Here is a 24,788-nt window from a genome sequence, read left to right as displayed (position 1 = left end):
TTTGCTTTTCTAGAGGAAGATAATAAGCTGTTAATCATTTAAATTGGGTATCTGGATTCCAGAAGCCACGAAACCTCGACTGTCAGAGAGTTTAACTGATCTCAATCTAAATGCGTAACAGCTTAAGACAATTTTAAAGGCGAGACATCCCAAGTTTTAGTTTTTCCATGCCGTGACTTAAGTCTCTGAGTCATCAGCAGGATCGCAGTCTGCGATCCTGCTGATGACTGGCATTCCCAACGAGGGGGGAACGAGGAATTTACGACCAAAAAGCGGGATGCCGATCGCAAGGATATGAAAGAATATTGGCGATTAGTGTAGGTGACATAGAATATGTAGATTTTTTTAAAAGTAAAATTTCAGTCGTTCGGATCGACGAGGGTAGATCGCACAATTTATTCATAATTCAATGCTGGGATCATTTCGACTATTTTAGATACGATTCAGCCCACTCATAGCGATTTGGATCTTTGCGGAAAAGATATTCTGCAACTTCTCTACGTTGCTCCTTGTCTTTGACCATTCTGACAATTCTTTCAATTTCATCATCGGTATCATCAGCCCCACGTTCTTTCGCTCGTTCAAACCAGATGTCTCCATCATCATATTCACGGCGATCATAACAAATTGCTCCCATCAGGGTATAAGGCTGATGACTATCCGGTTGACATTCTATTGCTTGCGTTGCACAGTTTTCAGCTTCATCTAGTTGACCAAGATCCCGAAATGCTGCACCTCTAGTAACCAATAAAGCTGATTTTAGGTCAGATTCTTTGATTTGCTTCCAGTTTACCTTTTCTGTGACTTTTAGCGCGTTTTTCGGTTCATCTGCTTTACGCCAGTTACTACTTGCACTGGCTAAATTCCGTCTGTTTCCAGTTCGATGATATTCTTGTTCATAAAATTTTGCTTCTAATGTGTAGTGGGCGATCGCTATTTTTCCATGCCGAGAAAGACGATTTTCTTCTATTAGTTGAACGACTTGTTTTGGTTCCAGCCTTTGCCCCCGTTCAAGTCTGAGCATAATTTCATAAAATGGAGCGAGGGGTAACTTGGGATCCACCATACCATATTTCTTTTTTAAAATGTTAAAATGAATTTCCTGAGCAATTTCTACTGTCTCAGCAAGTCCTTGCTCTGATAACCACTGAATATCTGGATCAGAGACTTGATTATTATCAAGATTTCTCAGCACAGTAAATAAAGGACTGGAAATATCTGAACTTTGATATTGAGTCGCTTTATACTTACTTTTCAGTTTCCTGAAAATTATTTTATCCTTTCGTTTTTGCTCGATTTGAATCAGTTTTGTTAAATTTTGTTTTTTGAGCCACTCACATTTTATCGTATCGATTTTTTCCTCGTCATCTAGTTTCTTTAAAATCAAATATAATGGACTGCTAGGAGAAGTGTCTGGATGTTCTTCAACCTGATATTTTGATTTTAGTTTTAAAAATTCAACTTTGGCTTTTCTTTCTTCTTCCTGCTGCAAATAAATCTCTAAGGTTGATTGAAAATCCGATGCTAAAAGCCATTCAGCTTCATCGTCAGATAATTCCTCTCTCATGTCAAGCTTTTTCAAAATTGAATAAAGAGGTTCTTCAGGAAACCGATTTATATGTTGAGTGGCATTGTATTTAACTTTTAGTTTGTCAAACCTAACCATTTCTTCAACCAAGTTAATTGTATCTACCAGACCATGCTGATTTAATATCTCAATTTCTGAATCGGTGAGATTATATTCATTATCTAGTTTCCAAAGGATTGAATAGACTGAACTAGAAATAGGCAGTTCTAGTTCTGAAGGGATATGATACTTAGTTCGCAATTGCAGAAACTCGGCTTCTATTCTCTTCTTGTCTTCGGCTCGATATGTATGTAAGCAAATAGCTTCCATCGTGCTAAAAAGTCGATTTTTTTCTAACCATCTAAATTCTAAATCTGTGAGATCAATGCCTGAGTCTGCTTTTCTCAGTATTAGATAGAGAAACCTATCATAATCAGCAACTTTATATTGAGTAACTTGATATTTCTCTTTAAGAAAAGCAAAGTGTTTTTTCTGGATTTCTTTACTATCCATAGCTGATTCGATCTGTACTTTTTTCTACATTACCACATTAATATCCATTTCATCTAATCTTGCTGATGGTCGGTGGCACCCAATTCGGAGCGAAGGTTAAGAATTTTGCCGCCAGCGAGAAATTTTATCTGTTGCATGAATTTTTGTAAATGGTATCATTTCACTATGCCGCTGTTTGAGTCCATGAACCGCCAAAAACCACCAAAAACCACCAAAAACCACCAAAAACATCTAAGGGTTGTCCCCCCGAACAGGAGGACAACCCTTAGATAGGTAAATAAAGCTCTAGATCAGAAAAAAACCGGGAAAAAATTGGGAAAAACTGGCAAAAAGCTAGATGCTTCCCACCACAGCCTTAGCCTGATCGATATTTTCTCTCACGGTGTCCGCACAGTGAGATAAGGCGGCTTTTTCGCTATCGGTGAGGTCGAGTTTGAGGATTTTTTCTACCCCATTTGACCCTAGCTGACAAGGCATTCCCAGGAAAACATCGTTGATGCCGTATTCTCCTTGAAGATAAGCGGCGACGGGCAATACTCGCGACTGATTTTGCAAAATGGCTTCACACATTAAACAAGTGGAAGAAGCGGGGGCAAAATAGGCACTGCCAGTTTTCATTAAGTTGACAATTTCTGTGCCACCTGTGCGAGTGCGATCAACCAAACGCTCGATGGTTGGGGTATCCATCAGTTCCGTGAGGGGCACCCCATTCACGGTGCAGTAACGAGGAATGGGCACCATTAAGTCGCCGTGGTTTCCCAAGACCATCGTGTGAATATCTTGGATGGAAACGCCGAGTTCCATTGAGATAAAGGCTTGGAAGCGGGCGGCATCAAGTACCCCAGCCATCCCCATGACCCGCTGAGTGGGCAGACCACTGGCTTCCCAAGCTAAATAGGTCATTACATCCAGGGGATTTGTCACTAGAATTAAGATCGTGTTGGGCGATCGCTCCAGGGCTTTTTTCGTCGCGTCCACCACGATCTTGGCATTGGTTTTCAGCAGATCCTCTCGACTCATCCCCGGTTTTCGGGCCAGACCCGCAGTAATCACGACAATATCGGAATTACTGGTATCTGCATAGTCATTGGTGCCGATAATCTGACGGTCATGGCGTTCGACTCCTCTGGCTTCCATGAGATCCAGGGCAATGCCTTGGGGCATTCCCTCGACAATATCGACCAAAACAACATCAGCAATATTTTTCTCAACCAGACGTTGAGCCAGGGTACTGCCAACCCGACCGGCACCGATGACGGAGACACGGGCGCCCCGAAGTGAAGAGGGAGACAACGAGAAAGAGGTCATAACTTGAAGGTGATTAATTACTTAAATTCTTCCAGTTGATCGATCCGCAACCAAATATTTGGGGTGGGCACTTGGCCAAACTTAATCAAAGCATAATCGCCCCTCGTTTCTTGGATTTCCCCTTTGGTTTCAAAAATATAAGCGGGGAAACGCGGATCGCTGGCTTTGGCTTCTACACTATTCTCTAACTTTTCGCGCAATGCGCGGACAAAACTGCCTTTTTTAATTGCCATAGGTGATTGTCTCAGATTTTTAGATTACTTGCTTGAATTTTAATCTTTTTTTCGCTTTTTAGAGTGTTTTTGCGGGAATTTCTCTCTCATCACAACATCCAATTGAATCAGAGAGTAGCCCCCTGCCAGATTTCTGGGGTATCTATGGGGTTGCGGTGGGCTGTAACCTTGGAACCACGGGGTTTTCCAGTGTAAAATCTCCGATCTAATAATATGGACGAGCGACGATAATGCCAATTTGACCATCAACAGCTTGGATATATGATTGTAAATCGCGGGATATTTTTACTTCTCCACTGGGGGAAGCGTGGATAAAGCCAATGCCACCATCAGGAAAACGATAAACTAAGCCAGTATGGGTGACATCTAATCCGGGGATATCCGTAGCGGTGGCAATAATATCACCGGGTTGTAAGTAAGGGTAAATGGTGGCGATTTTGTCTTGGGGAATATAACGGATATTTAGGTGGGCAAGTCGGGCTTCTTGGTTGAGAATACATTGATAATTAGACTCGTTGGCAAGTTGAGGATAATACTGCCGATGTTGGGTCATAAAGTTGAGGGTAGCACCCAGAGGAATTCCCCCAATATTTTGGGTAATATTCTCGACCAGCCGCCGATTTTGATTGTCATATATCCAGTCAGAAAAATAATGTAATCGGCTGCAATAGCCGTCGATTTTACCGCCACGATAACGCTGTTCTTGGACGCGATCGCGGAAGTTTTGGTAGTTGTAATCTTGCTGGGCAATTCCTCTGGCGATCGCCAATACGGTTTCCACAAATAAAACACAGTCAAAGCCTTGTAACGTTACTACCAAATTTTCTTCAGGGGATTTATCTAATAATCCCGCCATATAGGGAGTGCCGAGAAATTGTTCGCCGATCGCTTGGATAATTTCCCCCAAGGGGCGATCGCTCAGTTTAGCATCAATGGCATATTGCATCACCTGATTAAATCGCATCATTTCTGAATCTAAACCCTGATAAATTGAGAGTGCTTGGGGGCGATTTTCTCCGGGAGATGGTAAAATTTCCGGGGGAACGACAGGGGAAAGGGAATCAAATTTATCTTGATTTTGGGGCAACTGCTGCGGTAATTCGGGCAAGGGGCGATCGGTCAATAAATTCTCTTCAGGGATAAGTTCTTCTGGGTTATCGATCGCTTTTTTGGTTTGACCCTGACTCAAATCTGGTTCTTGATAATAAGCAGTTGCTTGGATGCCTGCCAATACCATGAGAATCAAACTGAGAATGCTTAATAAATATAAACAATTTTTTTGAAAATTAAAATCCATAATAGGTTTTTTTTGATCGACTTATTTGATAAACTTAAATATGTGAGCGCTGTGAATAGGACTGATACCTATTTAAAATATAGCTGCTGTTTCCCACCCTTAGATGCCCCCCGGCAACCCTAGGGTTAGGGTGCCCCATATCTGCCATTGACCGTCCCTGGCATTGTATAAAATATATCCTAATATGAAATATATCCTAATTGGTCTCTGTGGATTCGCGATCGCCACCCCAAGTTTTGGGCAAAGTCTGGGGCAAATTGTCCCGGATACCAGCCAACCCATTAACTCCATTGTCACCGTTGATGGCAACAATCAGATCGTCACCGGGGGGACAACTTCTGGTAGCAATTTGTTCCATAGTTTTCAAGAATTTTCTCTGCCCACCGGCACCCAGGTATTTTTTAACAACCCGGTGACTATTGATAATATTATTACCAGAGTGACCGGCGGGGGAATTTCTCAAATTGACGGCATAATTAGCGCCAACGGCACCGCGAATTTATTTCTGTTAAATCCGAATGGAATTATTTTTGGTTTCAATGCGGCTTTAAATATTGGCGGTTCTTTTTTTGCTAGTACCGCCGAAACCATCACATTTGCTGATGGCAGCGAGTTTAGTGCCAAAAATCCCCAAACTCCACCTTTATTAAATGTGAATGTTCCCATCGGGTTGCAGTTAGGAGAAAATCCGGGAACGATTGTTAATTATTCCCGCGCATCAATTAACGAGCGAGTCTTAGGTTTAGCGGTACAACCCGGACAAACTTTGGGTCTAATTGGTGGCAATCTGAACTTAGAAGGCGGTCATATTAATGCCATTCAAGGCCAAGTGGAACTAGCGGCAATTGTCAATGGTGAATGGCCGATATCTATCAGTGGAAATCAACAACCAGTTTTTTTAGAAAATCCCGATTTGCTGATGGGCAATATCCAATTATCCCAACAAGCCGTAGTGAATACTACGGGACTAGGTGGGGGTGAAATTAACATCAGAGGTGGTTTAATTTCTCTAACCGATAATTCCCAAATTTTAGCCAATACTGGCGGAGATTTTAATGGGGTGGGAATTACTATCGAAGGCGATCGCCTCCGATTAGAAAATAACTCTTTAATTTCCTCTTCGACCTTGGGTTCAGGGGCAGCAGGAGCGATCGACATCGCGGTAGGAAATCTAGAAATAATTGGCAACGGTGACTCCAATATATTACCAGCCCTTTTAAGTGGAAATTTTTCCCCAGACCTCCTCAGCAATGGGATATTTTCGATTAGTGCGGGGGCTGGTGCGGCAGGCAAAGTCACCCTAAATATAGATCGCTTACAATTAACAGCGGGGGCGGCAATTTTAACCACCACTCTCGGCCCAAATAAAGGGGGAAATTTAACCTTAAATGCCACTGATTTTGTAGAACTTTTCGGGGGTTCTTTGATGATCACCGGCAGCGGGAATACAGGTGCAGCGGGAGATTTTACCCTGAATACTAATCAGTTAAAAATTCAAGATGGTAGTTTAATTGCGACTTCTCCTACCGCTGCCAGTCAAGGTAGTGGGGGAAATCTCACGGTGAATGCAGGCACAAGCGTGGAAATTAGTAATATTCCACCGGGCAGACCTGTTCCAGGGGGTTTATTTACCACGACATTGGGGGCTGGAGATGCGGGGGATTTAATGGTAAATACGAGACAATTAGTGTTGCGAGATGGGGCGCAGATTAACTCCTCTTCCTCCGGTCGGGGAATTGGCGGAAATCTCACGGTGAACGCCACTGAATCTATAGAAATTAATGGAACTACTGCCGATATTTCCTGGATTAGTGGTTTATATACCAGTTCATCTTTGTTAGATGTGCAAGGATTATCCGGTGCTTCTCCGGCTGGTACTCTGACGGTGAATACAGGGCGATTAAGTATTCTCAATGGCGGCATTATATCCGCAGCCAGTGAGGAAGGTTCCGCAGGCAGTTTACAAATTAATGCTTCGGAATTGTTAGAAATAACGGGAATGACTAATACAGCGATTCCAGAACTGCAAAAAGCCAGTTCTTTGTTGGCGAATAGTGTTGGTTCTGGAAAAGCCGGAGATTTACTGATTCAAACTGACAAGTTAATTGTGAGCGATCGCGCCTTTATCACGGTGAGTGGAGAAGGGACTGGTAATGCGGGAAACCTGCAAATTTCCGCGAATTCTATTCATTTAAACAATGGCAGTCTCAGGGCTACCACCGCCTCTGGGGAAGGGGGGAATATTTTCTTAAATAGCCAAACTTTGCAGTTAAGAGAAAATAGCAATATTTCCACGGAAGCACGCGGCAGTGGAAATGGCGGAAATATTAATATCAATTCTCAAATAATTGCTGCCTTAGAAAATAGCGATATTATTGCCAATGCTTCTCAAGGATTTGGGGGTCGAGTAATAATTGATTCTCAGGGAATTTTTGGCACCCAATTTCGCCAACAACTCACCCCAAACAGTGATATTACTGCTACCTCAAAACTTGGCCCCCAATTTAGCGGCGTGGTGGAAATTAATACCCCCGATATTGACCCTGGGGCTGGGTTGGTGGAATTACAAACTGAAGTGGTTGACGTGCAAAGTTTAGTCGATCGCGATGTTTGTGGAAATCCGGGCAATAGCTTCTACATTACTGGACGGGGTGGCTTGCCTCCGCATCCCGACGAACCCCTGAGTAGCGATACCGTTTGGATAGACGATCGCGCAGCGGCGCGGATGCGCTTTCGCGCCACTTTTGTCGGGGAAATATCAACCATTAACCCAGAAAAAATTATCGAAGCAACGGGATGGAAGATTGACCCTGATGGCCAAATTATTTTAACCGCAAATCAGCCATTTATGCTGCCAAATACCGAATACTGGCGATCGGATCTAAAGTGCCAACAAATAAACTAGGCAATATAAACTAGGCTAGATAAACTGGCATCGAGTTATAAACCAATCACAACCTCTCAATTAAAATTTGAGCAATTCAGTAAAAAAAATTGCGTGAGGATGTACTATGTTATCTGACTCAGTGATGACAAAATCCGCCAAAATATTACTGCCACGCATCTTTCTCAGTAGCGCGATCGCACTTTTCTTATTTCCCTTAGTAATTTATAGTGGTTTACTATTGCGTCGTCCCCCGCGAACCGCCCAACAAAAACAGTTATTTCCCGGCATTACCTATCAACGGATTGCGGATTTAAATCCGCGTCCGGTGATGATGCATATTGTCACCATTGACCTGAATGCCCCAGGAATTAAACTGCGAGTAACACCGGGAGAACCGGGAGATGATGGCAAAGATATCCCAGCCCAAACCACCTCAGAGTTTCTGCAAAAGCATCAGCTACAACTCGCTATCAATGGCAGCTTTTTTTATCCTTGTTATTTTAATCACTTTTGGGATTTTGTCCCCCAGCGGGGCGATCGCGTTAATGTGATTGGTCAGTTAATTTCCGATGGCATTTTATACAAGGAAGGTAGACCGGGCTGGGGGGTATTATGTGTTTCTGAATCCGCTGGGGTTTCTATTGCCCCTGCCCATTGTCCCCCTAACACTCGTGAGGCGATCGCCGGTCGAGAAATCATCATCCAAAATGGTCAACCTGTGGCGATCGCTAAACCGAAAAAAAATAGCGATCGCCACAAACCATATCCGCGAACCGTCGTGGCAATAGATCGCCTGGGGGAGAAATTATGGTTCATCTTAGTGGATGGTCGTCAACGGAATTATAGCGCCGGTCTAACCCTTCCTGAATTAACCGAAATTCTCTTAAATATGGGAGTTGATGCAGCCCTAAACTTAGATGGGGGTGGGTCTACTACCCTGGCGATCGCTGATGGCAAAAAGACTCGATTATTAAATTCGCCCATTGATGCCCGAATTCCCATGCGAGAACGGGCGATCGCCAACCATATTGGGATTTATACCTCACCCCAATCATCCCATCAAAAACCATAGACTGAAAATCAGCCAATTAAAAAATCAAAAAAAATCAAAAAAATCAGAGGGGTTAACAAATGTTAACCCCTCTGATTCAACACATCAAAACAATGTGATTTAATTTTCTGCCGCAGACTCAGGACTTGTCACCGGATGAATACTCACAATTGTGCCACCCAAACGGGTAATCCGGCGCATTTCATCATTCATCCGAGAATAGGGAACAGTGATGAAAACACTCGATCCTTGACGAATCGCATGATTTTGGAGATCCGTTTGGTCATTTTGACGCAACCCGGTCACTTCATAGCGAAATAAACGATTAGCCCCAATGACATTAGCTTGATTGCCACCAGCAACTTGTCCCAGCATAAAAATTTTCCAATCCTAAGTTTTCTCTAGTTAAACAGGTAAGATGATGCTGACTTTTTCCTGGATAATTCTGCATCAATGATTGCCGGTAATCATAGCGGTTAATCATGCCATCAATGCCATAAATTTCCCGGTCAATCATCCATCCAACTTCAGATAGTCTGATAATCTGACAATCAGATAATCTGATTAAATTGCCGTAATGCTGGCAATTTTGCCACCTTGCTTCAGAATGGTCTGAATTTGCTTGGAAAGCTGGTTGTAAGGCACCACATAAACTTTGCTGCTGCGGCGAACCTTGGGATAACCTGCTTTCACAAAGCCAGTGGCTTCAATGCGATAAACTTGGCCTTCTTGACCAAAGCCCACAAATGCACCGCCCACAAAGCTATTCGGTGCGGAGTTTTGGCTGACACGGTATGCCCAAGCATCATTATTGCTGCCAGAAGGAGCCACAATTGTGGTCGTGCTGTTTTGACCCAGTTCGCGAGCTAAACGGGGGCTGTTGCCTTCTAATTGAGCGCGATCGCTGTTAGCATAACCACGATACAACCGGAACATCCGATTAAAGCCCACAGTTTTTTGACCCAATTGAGTCGAAAACCCGCGATAGTAAGGAACGATACTATCGCCAAAATTGTCTTCATATTCAGGAGAATCAATATAGGAGTCGATCTCCGCATCAAAGCCTTGATTTTGATAAAGATCGAGATGATAAACAACTTCAGACTCATCATAAGGACTGCGACCCAACAAATGCTTATAGTTGAGTTCAATCACGCGAGTTTGGAAATTGTTGTACAAAAACTTTTCTTTATAAAGATCGGACTTCGCCACACAGCGCACAAAATCCCGCACCGTAATACTGCCATTTTTCAGCAGAGATTCGGCATTAACTAAACGTTCAGATGCCATCACATAGTCATTACCTAACACCTGACGATACACAGCCCGAATGACTGCTTCAACATCTTCTGGGCTCCAATTGGGACGAAGCTCAACAACTGGTGCGTCACTGTAGGGAGAAGTTCCCAAGCGAGATGCGGCTACTGTTACTGCCATATTATTAATTTCCTCATCAAAACAATTATCTAGTGGATGACCTTTAACTGGCTATTTTAGTGATGCCATAGTCATCATCAAAGGCAAGAATTAATTAACCCAAATTCTATTTGGGCTATTTGGGCATCAAGATGCAATCTGTTTAACCTGTGTTGAACCTGTGAACCTGACATCTAAATTCAGTATGCGATTTATCTGAAAATTTTCGATGTTTTCTGATAGATTTAGGCCAAATTTTGATTATTTAATTGCATCCAAATACTGAGTATGTCCGGACGGATGTGTAACTGCTACTAGGTTTACCAGCAGTAGCTTCATATCTTTCCGGACATCTCTTTAAAATAACGGCAAAACCAATTAGCTCAGAGCATTGATGGCGTAGTCGAGGTAAGCATTGGCTTCAACCGCAGCTTGACCGCTCAGACCATGATTGCCTTTGATGTACTTGAGAGCTTCAACGTACCAGCTAGGAGACAGTTCAAAGGTGGTGTTGATTTCATCAATACCAGCCAACAGGTAGTCATCCATTGGGCCGGTGCCACCGCAAATCAAGCAGTAAGTCACCATCCGCAGGTAGTAACCGATGTCACGAGCGCACTTGGACTTGCCGGTTTCGGTGGAAGCGTAGTTAGCACCTTGCATGGAGGTGGTGTAGGGGAACTTGTTGTACACCGCTTGAGCTGCGCCATTGATCAGGTTTTGAGCATTGTTGGTCAGAGCGCGAGCAGCTTCCATGCTGGCGGCGGCACGCTTGAAGCGACCGTCAACAGCTTGCAGTTCAGTATTGCTCAGAAAACGGCCTTGAGAATCTGCGGCAGAAATGGCTTCTGTGATTGGGGTCTTCATGTTGAGAACTATCTCCTTGTGATGATGATTTGCTGAATTTTGATTAGCCTTGAATTAAATCAATCGGCTAATAATTGTGTGAAATCTTTGGTGATTTCCGATGCTGTTGCTAAAGCAGGACTTTGGTCCGGCAGATTAAGCAACCGCAGCAGCAGCGCGATCGAAGTAGGTAGCCACTTCAGACATCAGGGCGCTGCAATCGCCAGGAGTGATACCAGCAGGATCGTTAGCGATCTGGATAGCGGCATCTTTCATTTTGCTGACCCCGTTAGCCACAGAAGCTCCAGGTACACCTAAAGCTTGGTAGGTTTCACGCAGACCATTCAAGCAGCGGTCATCGAGCACACTGGCGTCACCAGCAATGGTGGCGTAGGTGACGTAACGCAAGATGATTTCCATGTCGCGCAAGCAAGCAGCCATACGACGGCTGGTGTAGGCGTTTCCACCGGGAGCGATCAGTTGGGGTTGCTCGGCGAACAGAGCGCGGGCAGCGGCAGCGACGATGGTGGAAGCATTGCTGGTGATCCGGTTGACGGTATCCAGACGCTTGTTGGCGTTGGAAACCATAGCAGACAGAGCATCTAATTGAGCGGTGCTCAGGAATTCACCGCGAGCATCAGCTTGGGAAACCACTCTTGCGAATGCGTCTAGCATTTACTAAATCTCCTATGTTAATTGGATTGGTATCGAGTTAAAGTTTTTTTTTCTGGCAACAGATTCAGACTTGTTTAATCCAGAGGTCTGGACAGAGATCGTGTTTCCGATTGACTGTCTTCTGTTGTCGTTATCCAGTTGACCACTGGTTTCTGGAACAGAAACCGGGAAATTAAAACTGGCTTCAGAGAATTATGAGAGTCTTTTCCTCTTTTATGAGATGGAAAAAATTCTCTCAATTCAGGTCTGGGTAATAATTTACCTTTTTTTCTGACCTATTAGGCAATGACTATACAACGGAATTTATGATTTTTATATTAAGTTTTATTACAAAAATTTGTGGCGATCGGCGTAAGTAAAAATGCTCTCCTCAGAGGTGATGCTGAAGCGATCGCCCACCGTCTCAAACCCTCGATCTTCCGTCATATATAAGGTTGGCCAAGATTCTCCGTAAGTATCCTTACTTACTGCCCAAGATAGGCGACGGGGATTTTAAGGGTGATTTTAGAGGGGATTTTAGAGGGGATTTATGGAATTCAGATCATCATGTTGGGATATCAATGACTGCTGATTCCGGCATTTTGGCAAGGCGATCGGCATAAACAGGAAAAGTGAATAATTTCAGAACGATCGGCAGCTAATCCACATTGTATGGGTGCGTTACCGAAATGCCTCCGGCACGCGACCAGATCGGAAAGGCACCCTATTGATACAGGCTTTGCGTAAGTCCTGATATAGTAAGGGTTCAGATTATTTGATCGACGAGCATTTTTGGCTTCTAATTCCACTGGAATTTCCAGATATATTAATTATAGGTTTTAATTATAGGTTTTCTTTTTATTTTTCCGGGGCGATCGGCATTCTTGGCGGCGCAGTTTTCCACATTAAATCTATTTCTTCCGGAGTTAAACCATAAGCTTGATTAACTAAATCAGCAAGACGATATTCCAGGGTCAAGGCTTCTGCTTGACGGGCTTGAATATCCGGGGCATAATCTTGATAAACTTGCCGCAGTTCTTTCAGGGCAGAGGGACTCATACCGCCCGATGATTTGGGTTGGCGCTTTTTCACTTCTTGAATAAAATCATTTTCTTCTAAGTTAGCAAACTCTTCCAGTTTTTCACCAGGTTTATCAATTTTTTGCTCAACTTGTAACCAGTCCAATACTTCTTTATAGGCAGTTTGGTTGGCTTGGGTGATTTCAATCAAACGGCTAACAATCGGTTCCACTTGTTCGCGGATTTGTGCGGTGGGTGGGGCGATCGGAAAATCAACCATAATATCTCCACGGGGAGTCACCGCATCACCAATCATTTTGGGAAATATTTGATGAGCGATCCACCATCCTAATGCAGAATTTAAGCAGCCACAAAGATATAATTCATATTTGGCAATCAGAAACACTTTATTATTGGCAAAATAACCCTGAGTATCGATCGCATACGCTGGAAAAGTATTAATTTCTTGATAGATAATTTTCGGCTGTTCAAACATCTGCCAATAATCAACGGCATCTTGAATTTCATACCATTGATAGCTTCCGGTTTTTCTTCCTAGCCATTCCCCATCCTGATTTGTATGCCAATTTTTAGGACGAGGTTCTAATTTTTTTCGATACTGACTTAGATGGGCTTTTACTGCCGGATAAGCATCAATATCAATCCCTCGTTTTGTAAAAATTAACCACAAATTTTGCCAATCGGGACTCCAGCGTTTAATATCGCGACCCCGTAAAAAAGGCTTAATCACTTCAGCGGATTTAGGGTCAGCTTTAACCAGACGATTTTTCGTCGTCTCATCAATCAAAAACGCTTCATTAAACCCGGTTAATATCCCCCGATAAGGCTTAACTCCAGCAAACTCTTTCAGGGGAATACCCACGCGCAGGATTTTTTCCATTAATGCTTCAACTTCTGGCCGTTCCAAACTCCAAGCATCCGCAGAAAACCGCGACCAAGCAACCGGATAACTTTCTTGCTGCACATATTGAGTCAAATTAATATCCGCTAATTTTTCTCTAGGAACTGGACAAACTTGCACATACTTTTCCCCGGAACCTTGGGGATCTAATCGTTTCCGTAACCCCACAATACAAGGAAAAGTATCCGCATCCTCAAAAATTGGGGCATGACCAAAATCAACAATTTCCTCAAATACGCTATTTTCCACAAAAAACCGCCGTAACGCTTCCCCATATCCTGCCCGCAACCATTTATTTGTCACAATATAAGAAAGCACTCCCCCCGGTTTCAAAATATTTAACCCTTGCTCATAAAAATAAGCATATAAATCCGCTACCCCATCATAAGACTGATATTTTTTTTGCAAATAAGGCTTAATTGGCGATAACAATTCTTGGCGCACATAAGGCGGATTACCGATCGCCACATCAAACCCACCATCCGCAAACACTTCGGGAAATTCTGCCTGCCAATTAAAAGCCCGTTCTGCCACTTCCGGGTCATCCACCAGGGAATTACCCACTTTAATATTGCCATCTAAATCCGTCAGGGTTTTCCCTTTTTCCGCTGTTTTCAACCAGAGAGAAAGCTTGGTAATTTCCACCGACTCAGGGGACAAGTCCACTCCATAGAGATTCTGGTTTAAAATTGTCCGGTTCAAATCAAACAAACTGCGCTGACCGACAATTTCTGCATCTTTTTTACCGCCAATTTCCAAACTGGCTAAGGCTTGATTGACTCGTTCATATTCCCGCAGCAAATACTCAAAAGCCGCAATTAAAAAAGCCCCGGATCCACAAGCCGGATCGATCACTCTGGTTTGCTTCAAAACCTCATCCCGGTAGGTTTCCCAAAACTGAATTTCTGCTTGCTGCCGTTTCTTAGTTGCCCGTGGGGAAATTTGCTCTAATTGGAGGCGATCGCGGATTTCCTGTTCCTGTTTTTTCAGATAACCACCCAGGGCAACCTCAACAATATATTGAGTAATAAAAGCCGGGGTATAAAATACCCCTTGGGTCTTGCGTTTTCCTTTTTTCTGATTATATTCTTGCCCGGTAGCTTCTGCTTTTAACTCCTCTAAATCCGTCACGGACTGCTCAAATATCCGCCCCAGGATATCAACAGAAACCTCCGTATCAAAATCATAGCGAGTTAACTGCTTAATTTGACCACAAAGAATATTCGGAACGGTCAACTGTTCATCTAACAGGGGGTCAACTTCAAATAACCCGCCATTATAACCAGAAATCGGCGGATTTTCATTGCCTTTATCTACCCAACGAAACACCGCTTTGTAATTTTCCCAAATCGGTCGGGGATTATAGGGATCTTGGTGGTCGTGGGCTTGCATAATGGTTTTTGCTGGCAATAACCCCTTATCCTCGCAAAAGGCAATAAACAAAATCCGGTCTAAAGTTTTTTGGGCTTTTTCGATTAGCAGGCGATCGCGATCGGGCAGGTCTTTTGGCCCCGAAAAGCGAAAATGCTTCACCAATTGCCCGCGAATCTCCTTATATTCTTGATACAGTTGCTTAGTAATACTTTCTTGCACCTCATTGGACTCAGCCAATAGGCGATCGATCGCCGAAGGTCGATCGGATTTCACCCCCAGAAAATTTTGCCGACAGAAAATAAAATAAAACCGCTTAAACTCTTGAATATCCTCTAAATCAACCAGACGAAACCGCTCATAATAAGCCGGAGTTTTACTGGTATAATATAAGCGCAACTCCCGATAATTAGAAACAATCACCCAGCGACAATCTGGAGTATAATTTGCATAGCGCCAGCCCTGTTCCACCGCTGACTCTTTGCGACCCGAAGGAGGGCGATCTAAATCTTCTTTTGCGCCTTTTAACTCAATCGGTGCGATAACTTTTCCTTCTAGCTTAATTTTGTCTTTTTTCCCTGCGGAAGCCGTAAAAAAACCCAAAGCCGCATCTGCCGAACCACCCCCATCCGATATAGTCGTTTCCGCGTGAATTTCCCAGGCTTTACCCCCACCGGAAATCACCGAAACATAGCCCAAAACTCGCTGAAAAATATCCGTCAGAAATTCCCCATGTAAAGAAACTTCTTTAATTTCATTCAGCGTCCCTGCTTTTAGTGGTTCAAGCCACTTTTTAACCAGGGCATGACGTTGGTCTAAGTCTTGGGGAAAAGTAAAATTGCGGATGGCATTATTCAGAGTTTTGGGATGAAATAAAGGATGGGTAATTTTATTAGTCATAGCTAAGATTTAACTGCTTGGTCTTATTGTAATCTTCTTTATGTCCTTAGTCTCTTTGTGGTGTTTATTATTTACATCATCCCACCCCAAAATCGGTATATTGCCGCATGATTGGGGAATTAAATCCTAAAATAATATCTTCTTTCGGCACCCCTAATTCAACCAATTGATTCGCCAGTCCTTCTTCGGTTCCATCTTGTTGAATCCAAATTTTCCCATCAATAATATCTACATGAAGCACCACCCCATAGACCCGCTTGGCATTGGTCGGCCACCCTACATAAACTAATTGATAGTGGTCTCTCTCTGGATCGAAAATTGTTTCCGCCTTAATCTTAGGATTCCAAACTAATTTGGAGCGTTTTGTCAGCAATTCTTGAATATATTGTCGATAAATATCTACGGTAGCCATCGCTCAATGACCTCCTGTTCAATATTATAAGTTAAAAGATAAACTTGATTTTCCTGGACAAGTTCCTGAATAAATGAAGTTTGAAAAAATTCCTCATAAATATCGCTAGGAACTCCTAAGTATAATTGACGGTCTTTGTCTTGCAACTTCAAAGCTGAACGATAAGAGATGAATTGACCCAAAGCATTGTAAAAATCAGCAATTCTAGATGGACTGCGAAAGCTTTTGATTTCCACCGCAATTTTTCGTCCTTTTTGTTCAGCGGCAATAATTTTTTCTGCCCCGATATCGATCGCCAGATTAAAGCTACCTGCCTGAAGCGGATATGGATCGTGAGTAACGATCCATTGATCTTTTTGCAGGGCTGTTTTGACAACTTCGTGAAACTTATCTTTGGCAGACATAGTTAATCACCAAATCAAAAAGAATCGCACAACTATAATATAGCAAATTTTACCATATTTTACCATGATTGACATAAATATTTATAGCAGTTGTCAGAGTTATGAACTAAAAAAAACCTGTCATTCCCGCGAATGCGGGAATCCAGAAAACCCCTGTACTTCATCCGGCTAATAACCGCTATATGTCCTTTCTCGAAAGTGGCGTTAATTATTTTTTAAACCACCGGACTTAACATTTCCGCAACGGTCATCGTTACATCAGGAAAAGCTAAAAGTGAAATCGGGTCATTTTCCCTGAGAATAGCTTCCCGTTGATAACCATTTTCTTGAGGTTCTCGCAAAACATATAATTGGCGATCGCTAATATCTAAAACCCAATAATCCGTAATTCCTGCTTTAGCATAAACCGTCCCTTTAAATTCGCGATCTCTTTTCAAAGTGCTATCTGCCACTTCAATAATTAGATAAATTTCCCTGGGGGTTGGGTGGTGGTCTTCATAGTACAAAGGGTCAGGTCTTACCAAAGCAATATCCGGTTCTGGTTCAGAGTAATCATTTAACTTAACGGGATTTTCTAGCCTGACTAAAACGCGATCGCCTAAACGATTTCTCAATAAGTGATCTGTTCTCGAAACTGCCGCACTATGAGATTTTCCTTTCATGGGTTTTTGAATAACTTGTCCTTCAATTAATTCTACAGGTTCATTAGGGGCAAGAATTCCCAAATCTCCCATCCGATGATATTCTTCCACCGTTAACCGACGAATATCGACTATCATTTTTTTCTCCTAATTCCACTTAGCGTTTAATTTTTACCACAGAGACACAGAGGACACAAAGGACACAAAAATTGAATCTCTCCGTGTTCTCTGTGTCTCTGTGGTGATTATTCTTGCACAGGTTTTGCTTGACCTAAAAGGGCATCTAATTCCTCCCCTTCAATCACCTCAGTTTCTAATAATTTTCCAGTAATTCTGTCTAACAAATCGCGGTTATAATTCAGCAAAGCTAATGCATTCTCATAAGCGGTTTCGACAATAGTTTTCACTTCCGCATCGATCGCCTTAGCGGTTTCCTCGCTAACCATGCGTCGCATATTCATTGACCGATTACCTAAGAAATTATTGGCATCATTTTGCTGATAAGCTAAAGGCCCTAATACCTTACTCATGCCATAAGCTGTCACCATGCGTTCGGCTAAATCCGTCGCCCGTTGTAAATCATCCGATGCCCCATTAGTGACGCGGTTAAAGACAATTTCTTCTGCTGCCCGACCGCCAAGTAACATAGTAATTTGTTCGCGAAATTCGCTATCATCCATTAAAAAGCGGTCTTCTGTGGGCATTTTCAAAGTATAGCCTAAAGCGGACATTCCTCGCGGCACAATGGAAATTTTGGTCACTTTCCCAGCCCCGGGCATAATGGCACCAACTAAGGCATGACCAACCTCATGGTAAGCCACTACTTTTTTCTCCTTATCACTGAGGACGCGGCTTTTCTTTTCTAACCCAGCAATAATTCGTTCGATCGCCTCATTAAAGTCTTCTTTTGTCACCGCTTCCCGATGATTTCTGGCCGCTAATAAAGCCGCTTCATTAACTAAATTAGCCAAATCAGCCCCAGCAAAACCCGGAGTTTTCACGGCGATCGCGTGTAAATCCACATCACTTCCTAACTTTACCTTTTGGGCATGAGTAGTTAAAATCGCTTCTCGTCCAGCCAAGTCCGGGCGATCGACCAAAACTTGACGGTCAAAGCGTCCGGGACGTAACAAAGCTGCATCCAAAGTTTCCGGGCGGTTAGTTGCTGCTAACACAATCACCGTAGCTTTTCCTGCGGCAAACCCATCCATTTCAGTTAACAATTGATTCAGGGTTTGTTCCCGTTCATCATTACTCCCACTAGGAGTTCCCCCACTACTCCGAGACTTGCCGATCGCATCTAACTCATCAATAAAAATAATACAAGGAGCTTTTTGTTTTGCTTGTTCAAATAAATCGCGAACTCTGGCCGCCCCAGTACCCACAAATAACTCCACAAATTCCGAAGCCGAAATACTAAAAAATGCCACCCCAGCTTCCCCAGCCACCGCTTTAGCCAGCAGAGTTTTTCCTGTTCCCGGCGGGCCAACTAATAACACCCCTTTAGGAATGCGTGCCCCAATCTCCGCAAAGCGTTCTGGACTTTTGAGAAACTCCACAATTTCTGCTAACTCAGTCTTGGCTTCTTCCACCCCTGCCACATCGGCAAAAGTGATTTTAGTATCCTCTCCGGCCACATAAATTCTCGCCTTACTCTTACTAAAAGAAAGACTCCCTTGAGTCCGACTATCCCGACTCATAAAAAACTGAAACATTAACACTAAAATCACTGGGGGAATCACCCAACTAATCAGCGTTCCCACCCAGGTATTTTGTGGGGGCGGTGCCGCTTGAAAAACCACCCCATTTTTTTCTAATCGTTGGGGTAAACTTAAATCAAAAATTGGCGTAGTTGCCCTTAATTGTCTGGGTCGATTGTTAGCTTTTTCCTGGGTTTCACCAGCTTGAGGGGTATTTTTTAAGTAATATATAATTTCCTGTTCACCCACCTGGGCAGCCTCGACTTGTCCCGATTCTACCTGGGAGATAAAAATGCTATAAGGAACCCTAGGAATTACTTGGCGACGAGGCAAAATAAAATTAGCGGCTAATAATAATAAACCCACTAATATCAGCAAGTTACCTAAATTGAAATAGGAGCGAAATTTAGGTTTTTTAATTAGAGGCATATATCCTTCCAGATTATTTGCAAGTTTCACGGAGGTTTAAACCGGAGGCCAAGCCTCCAGGTTTGTTTAACGGTTAACTCCGATTGGGAGAACGATAAAAAGGTTTTTTCACAACCACACCGGGATAACTTTTCCCTCGGATTTCGACTTCTAATTCTTGACCAGATTTCGCGAGGTTCGTGTGTACATAAGCAAGGGCGATCGCTCGTTGCAAAGTCGGCGACCAACTGCCACTGGTAATTTCTCCCACCGTCTCACCGTCGGCTTTCACCCCATAACCATGACGGGCAATATAGCGCCCTTGCATTTCCAAAGCCACCAGACGCCGTGACAACCCAGTTTGCTTTTGTTTCTCCAACACTTCTCGACCGAAAAAGTCTCCTTTACTATCCAGGTGAACCACCCAACCTAGTCCCGCTTCCAGGGGCGTAGTCGTATCATCAATATCCTGACCATAAAGGGGCATCGCCGCTTCCAGACGCAGAGTATCCCGGCAGCCCAAACCACAAGGCGTCACCCCAGCGTTCAGCAGACTGCGCCACAGCGTCACCGCCACTTCCGGGTCTACCATCACCTCAAAGCCATCCTCTCCGGTGTAACCTGTTCGGGCGAAAAAGCCCAATCCGCCACAAACCGGCGCTTCCAAATGACCAAAATACTTAACAGCAGTTAAATCCGTTTCTACCAAAGATTGTAAATGCTTCACCGCGTCAGGGCCTTGGACTGCAATCAACGCTTTTTCGGGAGATAAATCTTGCAGTTCCACATCAGAACCCTGGAAATTTTCCCATAACCAAGTTTTATCCTTGTTCAAAGTTGCCGCATTCACAATCATCCGTCCCCGGTGTTCCCCAGTGGCATCTTGACCTTGGTAATAAAAGATAATGTCATCAATAATGCCCCCTTGGGGATTTAACAGCAGGGTATATTTAGCCTCACCGGGTTGTAACCGACTCAAATCCGATGGCACCAAATATTGCAATTTCTGAATTAAATCCTTGCCTTTGAGGATAAATTTACCCATGTGGGAAATATCAAACATTCCCGCAGTGGTTCGGACTGCTTGATGTTCTTCCGTAATGCCGCTATATTGCACCGGCATTTCCCAGCCAGCAAATTCGGTCATTCTGGCGTTCAGTTCAACGCAAACCTCGAACAGCGGAGTCCGGGAAAGGGTTTGCGGAGTTTTGTTTGCTTCTGGTGACTTAGCCACGAATTCTTCTTCTCTTACAAATCAATATGTTTATCTTAGAAAAAACTCGTGCCATCTGACGGCACCTTTGACTTATTTCAGGGGCGTCTTGTGTGGAGCGGCCGCCAATCGAGCAGAGGCGCAGAGGCGCAGAGGAACCCGCCGTCGGCAGAGGAGCTTCAGGAGAGAGTGAATAGTGAATAGGGAATAGGGAACAGGGAACAGGGAACAGGGAACAGGGAACAGGGAACAAGGAACAGGGAACAGTGATATTTCTTTTGTACGGGCGAATGGCCAGAAAGCCCCTACGACTTTCAACTTTTCACTTGTACGGGCGAATGGCCATAAGGCCTGACGGATTATGCTTCGCAAGGACGCCCCTACGACTTTCCCCTGCACGATGGCTGCTCCCCCGCACAAGACGCTCCCCTGCACCCCCGCCTCTCCGCAGCCCGATCGCCATAATCCGCCCTAATTTTACTTAATTTAATTACCCGTCGCTGAACCCGTGGCAACCGCCGAGGTTAGCGCCCCAACAGAACCGGCAACCGAAGCAAGTGACCCGGTACAAGAGTCATCAGACCCCGTAGCGGTGAATGTCACAGTGACGCGCAACAATTCACGCAGTGGAAATAATGGCCGGTTTAATAATGCCGGTGGGGTGATGGCAATGAATGCGATCGTGACTACCAGTGATATTGTCGGTGGTCGTTTTCAGTTCGCCGGTCGCAGTGTCCTCATGGCAGTGCTTCAAGGTGCCAAGTCTTTAATTAGTGAATTACTTGGGGAAGGTGAGGTATTTTTTGCCGGTCAAATGATTTCCATTGAAGCGCGGCAAACGGTGGTCACGGTGATGACTAAGTTAACCACTGCGATCGCGGTTTATAACGAGACAATTAGTGTAATGAGTACACAAGCTGTTGAATAACCCTCAGTCAGCGATCGGAGGTATTGTCTTGCACAGGTTATGCCTTATCTAACTTAACCCAAGCCGCCGCCAGTGGCGCAAGCCAACAGGCGAATCGATAGGATCCTCTCTGAAATCCGTAGTAGGGTGGGCAAATGTTTGCCCACCCTACGCTTTGCTACTCTTGCTGATGTTCTCCACTTATAGTACATATAAGAGCTATCCGTAGTAGGGTGGGCAAATACTTGCCCACCCTAACCTTGCTTTGTGCATCAAACCTCGATAGCGATCGCCCAACTATAAGAGCTTTATTCAATCAATTCAAACCCTAAAAATTTCAATTATGACTCCTGAATTTTTTGCTGTCATCGAAAAGCATTTTCCTGGGACTTTGCTCCTGGAAGAATACATGAAAAAAACCTTTGATGTCTTACAAAATTATGGCTTTGAATCTGAAAACACAATGGGCATGGTGGCTCTTTGTCGAGACGAAATTACTGAGCCATTATTTAATGAAGTAGTCAAATATTGGGGAAAAACTTTTAATTGTTGTAGTTTAGGCGGTTTTTTAACCATTGGCAGAACGGGGATAAACGCAGCGGCAGCACATACCCCAATTTATGATGGAATGCGTCGGTTTACTTTTTACGGAATGCCGCATATTGCCATTTCTAGATATGGGGAAATTGGTAAGGTCTATCGGCATGGAATTGATAAACCATCTCATGCTTGTGGTTCTTTAGAGTTGATTGTGAATGAACTGAATAGAGGACATTTTAACATGATTCTCGACTTGGAAGACCTGGAAGAAAGTTTAATTCGGCAGAAGCTTTTATCTCATATCAAATATGGCAGTAAGCCCGATTTAATTAAAATGACTAAACTGGCGTGTAATATTATTTCAATAGATATTAATAATTTGCTATTAAAACAGCTAAGTCCGAATATTTTTAATTATGCGGTGATGACGGGAATCATGATTCATGGGCTGCTGGATAGCAATTGGGTCTATCCTCGGGATTTTTATGTAGTGGGGGAAAATTTCCCGCATCAACTGGAAAAAATTAAAACTTTTCATCCCTATCGACTTGAGATTGTCAACAAGTCAAGAGGCCGGAACGGATAAATTAATGTTTGCTGAAACATCTAGTAGCTGTTGACTGAAACCGAATTTAGGCGATCGCCTGACTAAATTTTTTGCCAAAACCTAGATTTTCTCATCCGCGATCGCCCCCGTCTCCCCGACAATTTCCCCGGCTGAATATAATATATTCTGTGATTCTGTGAACACCGTAGATAGGAGGGGCCAGAATTTCTGGTCAAAAAAGTCTATAGAAACGATATACGGCAACCTTCAAGGTTTAAAACCTAGTCAACTCAAACAACTCGGTCGGCTTTATCACCAACGCTTACCCGTAGACTGCCTGACCACCCCGGAATTTGCCCAGCGGCTGGCCGCCATCAGCACCGAAATCGGCCAACCCGTCTGCACTTACCTCAACCGCCGAGGTCAAGTCATTCGGGTCGGCGTCGGTTCGCCGCGTCAAACCCAAATTCCTCCCTTAGAACTGCCCCGCTATGGGGCTGGTCGTCTCAGTGGCATTCGCTGCATTGCCACAACCCTCAAATCCAGTCCCCCCAGTGAAGCCTCTCTGACCGCAATGGCAATTCAACGCTTAGATGCTTTAGTCGTCTTGACCCTCACCGGGAGTGGATTTGAACGGCGCGGCGGTGGCGCGACTGGGTATGTGAAAGAAACCTACTTGGCGCATTTAATCCCACAAATGCCACAAGACATCGAGAGTTCAGCATCAGAAAATCTCGATATTTTTTGGCAAGTCTCCCCACCAGTTAGCTTGGATACCTTAGTCACCCAAGACTTTTTGGATCTGGTTGAAGGCTTAGAAGCGGAATTGCAGAGTCAATTCGTAGCCAGAGAAGTAGACGCTGACCAAGACTTAGTGTTAATCGTGGGTTTAATGACCGATGACCTAACCCCAGAACAATTTGAAGATCAATTAGTGGAACTGGCGAGATTAGTAGATACTGCCGGAGGCAAAGTCGTCCAAACGGTGCGGCAAAAACGTCCCCGCCCTCATCCGCAAACTGTCGTCGGCACAGGGAAAGTGCAAGAAATTGCCCTGGCTGCCCAGACCGCCGGGGCGAACTTGATTGTATTCGATCGCGACTTATCTCCCGCACAAGTCCGCAACCTAGAAATCCAAATCGGTGTCCGAGTTGTCGATCGCACCGAAGTGATTCTAGATATTTTTGCTCAACGGGCCCAATCTGCTGCCGGTAAACTACAAGTAGAATTAGCCCAACTAGAATATACCTTGCCGCGACTCACCGGGCGGGGTCAAGCCATGTCTCGTTTAGGGGGCGGCATTGGCACCAGAGGGCCGGGGGAAACCAAATTAGAAACCGAACGGCGAGCGATTAGTCGCCGAATTGCCAGACTGCAACAGGAAGTGAACCAATTACGAGCCCATAGAAATCGGATGCGGCAACGTCGGCAAAAGCAAGAAGTGGCAACGGTGGCGATCGTCGGTTATACCAATGCCGGGAAATCAACCTTACTCAATGCCTTAACTAATGCGGAAGTTTACACCGCTGACCAATTATTTGCTACCTTGGATCCCACGACCCGCCGAGTCGTGATTGCCGATGCACAAACCGGGCAACCCATGCCAATTTTATTAACCGATACGGTAGGATTTATTCACGAACTGCCGCCGACTCTGATGGATGCCTTTCGCGCTACCCTGGAAGAAGTGACCGAGGCAGATGCTTTATTGCACGTCGTGGATTTATCCCATCCCGCTTGGCAAAGTCAAATTCGCTCAGTCACAGAGATTTTGCGCTCAATGCCGATCGCTCCTGGCCCCGCTTTGATTGTGTTTAACAAAATTGACCAGGTAGACGGCGAAACCTTAAGACTTGCCCAGGAAGAATTTCCCCTGGGGGTCTATATTTCTGCAAATCTACGGATTGGCTTAGAAACTCTGCGTCATCGGCTTGCTCAGTTGATTGACTATGCGGTTTCTTCTGGGTGAAACTTTCGCTTTACAAAAGTCAAAGTTTCCGTATTTATACTTAAAATAAGTATCTTTACTTTG

The 24,788-nt window shown here is 44.1% G+C and carries 20 protein-coding genes; 5 read left to right on the top strand and 15 right to left on the bottom strand.

Annotation, left to right across the window (positions count from 1 at the left end):
• Nucleotides 1-427: 427 nt before the first annotated feature.
• From AM228_RS12835 to AM228_RS12820, 4 genes are all read right to left on the bottom strand, one after another.
• On the bottom strand, nucleotides 428-2,080 hold the full coding sequence (locus AM228_RS12835; RefSeq protein ID WP_054466507.1) for a tetratricopeptide repeat protein: 1,653 nt from the start codon (nucleotides 2,078-2,080) through the stop codon (nucleotides 428-430).
• Nucleotides 2,081-2,413: 333 nt separating this feature from the next.
• A complete protein-coding gene (gene mdh, locus AM228_RS12830) occupies nucleotides 2,414-3,388 on the bottom strand; it encodes a malate dehydrogenase (protein WP_054466506.1) in 975 nt (324 codons plus the stop codon).
• A 17-nt stretch (nucleotides 3,389-3,405) separates the two neighbouring features.
• Nucleotides 3,406-3,621 (bottom strand): NAD(P)H-quinone oxidoreductase subunit O, encoded by a 216-nt coding sequence (locus AM228_RS12825; protein ID WP_054466505.1) that lies wholly within the window; start codon nucleotides 3,619-3,621, stop codon nucleotides 3,406-3,408.
• 205 nt (nucleotides 3,622-3,826) lie between these two features.
• The gene (locus tag AM228_RS12820) at nucleotides 3,827-4,918 is read right to left on the bottom strand and encodes an N-acetylmuramoyl-L-alanine amidase-like domain-containing protein (RefSeq protein ID WP_082348868.1); all 1,092 of its coding nucleotides are present in this window, start codon (nucleotides 4,916-4,918) and stop codon (nucleotides 3,827-3,829) included.
• A 184-nt stretch (nucleotides 4,919-5,102) separates the two neighbouring features.
• On the opposite strand from AM228_RS12820, the gene AM228_RS12815 reads away from it, so the two are divergent.
• Both AM228_RS12815 and AM228_RS12810 read left to right on the top strand, forming a co-directional pair.
• Entirely contained in the window at nucleotides 5,103-7,823 is a 2,721-nt protein-coding gene (locus AM228_RS12815) for a filamentous hemagglutinin N-terminal domain-containing protein (RefSeq protein WP_054466504.1), read from the top strand.
• A gap of 106 nt (nucleotides 7,824-7,929) precedes the next feature.
• Nucleotides 7,930-8,877, top strand: coding sequence for a phosphodiester glycosidase family protein (locus tag AM228_RS12810; protein WP_231636777.1), 948 nt, complete (start codon nucleotides 7,930-7,932; stop codon nucleotides 8,875-8,877).
• A gap of 99 nt (nucleotides 8,878-8,976) precedes the next feature.
• Here the strand turns inward: AM228_RS12810 and AM228_RS12805 are convergent, their stop codons facing one another.
• The 11 genes from AM228_RS12805 to gcvT form a co-directional block, all read right to left on the bottom strand.
• Nucleotides 8,977-9,231 (bottom strand): phycobilisome linker polypeptide, encoded by a 255-nt coding sequence (locus tag AM228_RS12805; protein ID WP_054466503.1) that lies wholly within the window; start codon nucleotides 9,229-9,231, stop codon nucleotides 8,977-8,979.
• Nucleotides 9,197-9,373, bottom strand: coding sequence for a hypothetical protein (locus AM228_RS32490; protein WP_156331733.1), 177 nt, complete (start codon nucleotides 9,371-9,373; stop codon nucleotides 9,197-9,199). The genes AM228_RS12805 and AM228_RS32490 overlap by 35 nt, the downstream gene beginning before the upstream one ends.
• A gap of 47 nt (nucleotides 9,374-9,420) precedes the next feature.
• A complete protein-coding gene (locus tag AM228_RS12800) occupies nucleotides 9,421-10,293 on the bottom strand; it encodes a phycobilisome linker polypeptide (RefSeq protein ID WP_054466502.1) in 873 nt (290 codons plus the stop codon).
• A gap of 357 nt (nucleotides 10,294-10,650) precedes the next feature.
• Entirely contained in the window at nucleotides 10,651-11,139 is a 489-nt protein-coding gene (cpcA, locus tag AM228_RS12795; RefSeq protein ID WP_054465837.1) for a phycocyanin subunit alpha, read from the bottom strand.
• Between the two features lie 135 nt (nucleotides 11,140-11,274).
• Nucleotides 11,275-11,793, bottom strand: a complete 519-nt coding sequence (locus AM228_RS12790; protein WP_054466501.1) for a phycocyanin subunit beta — start codon at nucleotides 11,791-11,793, stop codon at nucleotides 11,275-11,277.
• A gap of 837 nt (nucleotides 11,794-12,630) precedes the next feature.
• Nucleotides 12,631-15,984, bottom strand: coding sequence for an Eco57I restriction-modification methylase domain-containing protein (locus AM228_RS12785; RefSeq protein WP_054466500.1), 3,354 nt, complete (start codon nucleotides 15,982-15,984; stop codon nucleotides 12,631-12,633).
• A gap of 76 nt (nucleotides 15,985-16,060) precedes the next feature.
• Entirely contained in the window at nucleotides 16,061-16,396 is a 336-nt protein-coding gene (locus tag AM228_RS12780) for a XisI protein (protein ID WP_054466499.1), read from the bottom strand.
• The gene (locus AM228_RS12775; protein WP_054466498.1) at nucleotides 16,384-16,800 is read right to left on the bottom strand and encodes a XisH family protein; all 417 of its coding nucleotides are present in this window, start codon (nucleotides 16,798-16,800) and stop codon (nucleotides 16,384-16,386) included. The genes AM228_RS12780 and AM228_RS12775 overlap by 13 nt, the downstream gene beginning before the upstream one ends.
• 215 nt (nucleotides 16,801-17,015) lie before the next feature.
• The gene (locus tag AM228_RS12770) at nucleotides 17,016-17,579 is read right to left on the bottom strand and encodes a Uma2 family endonuclease (RefSeq protein ID WP_054466497.1); all 564 of its coding nucleotides are present in this window, start codon (nucleotides 17,577-17,579) and stop codon (nucleotides 17,016-17,018) included.
• Nucleotides 17,580-17,686: 107 nt separating this feature from the next.
• Entirely contained in the window at nucleotides 17,687-19,570 is a 1,884-nt protein-coding gene (ftsH, locus tag AM228_RS12765) for an ATP-dependent zinc metalloprotease FtsH (RefSeq protein WP_054466496.1), read from the bottom strand.
• A 73-nt stretch (nucleotides 19,571-19,643) separates the two neighbouring features.
• On the bottom strand, nucleotides 19,644-20,783 hold the full coding sequence (gcvT, locus tag AM228_RS12760; RefSeq protein WP_054466495.1) for a glycine cleavage system aminomethyltransferase GcvT: 1,140 nt from the start codon (nucleotides 20,781-20,783) through the stop codon (nucleotides 19,644-19,646).
• A 487-nt stretch (nucleotides 20,784-21,270) separates the two neighbouring features.
• Between gcvT and AM228_RS12755 the strand changes: the two genes are divergently transcribed.
• From AM228_RS12755 to hflX, 3 genes are all read left to right on the top strand, one after another.
• Nucleotides 21,271-21,690 (top strand): hypothetical protein, encoded by a 420-nt coding sequence (locus AM228_RS12755; protein ID WP_054466494.1) that lies wholly within the window; start codon nucleotides 21,271-21,273, stop codon nucleotides 21,688-21,690.
• A gap of 322 nt (nucleotides 21,691-22,012) precedes the next feature.
• Nucleotides 22,013-22,795 carry a hypothetical protein gene (locus AM228_RS12750; RefSeq protein ID WP_231636776.1) on the top strand — a complete coding sequence of 261 codons (783 nt, stop codon included), beginning with the start codon at nucleotides 22,013-22,015 and terminating at the stop codon, nucleotides 22,793-22,795.
• Nucleotides 22,796-23,000: 205 nt separating this feature from the next.
• Nucleotides 23,001-24,725 carry a GTPase HflX gene (gene hflX / locus AM228_RS12745; protein WP_082348869.1) on the top strand — a complete coding sequence of 575 codons (1,725 nt, stop codon included), beginning with the start codon at nucleotides 23,001-23,003 and terminating at the stop codon, nucleotides 24,723-24,725.
• Nucleotides 24,726-24,788 lie beyond the last annotated feature (63 nt).

The organism is Planktothricoides sp. SR001 (assembly GCF_001276715.1).
In the GTDB taxonomy this organism is placed as follows: Bacteria; Cyanobacteriota; Cyanobacteriia; order Cyanobacteriales; family Laspinemataceae; genus Planktothricoides; species Planktothricoides raciborskii.
This window is presented reverse-complemented; position numbering and strand designations above follow the sequence as displayed.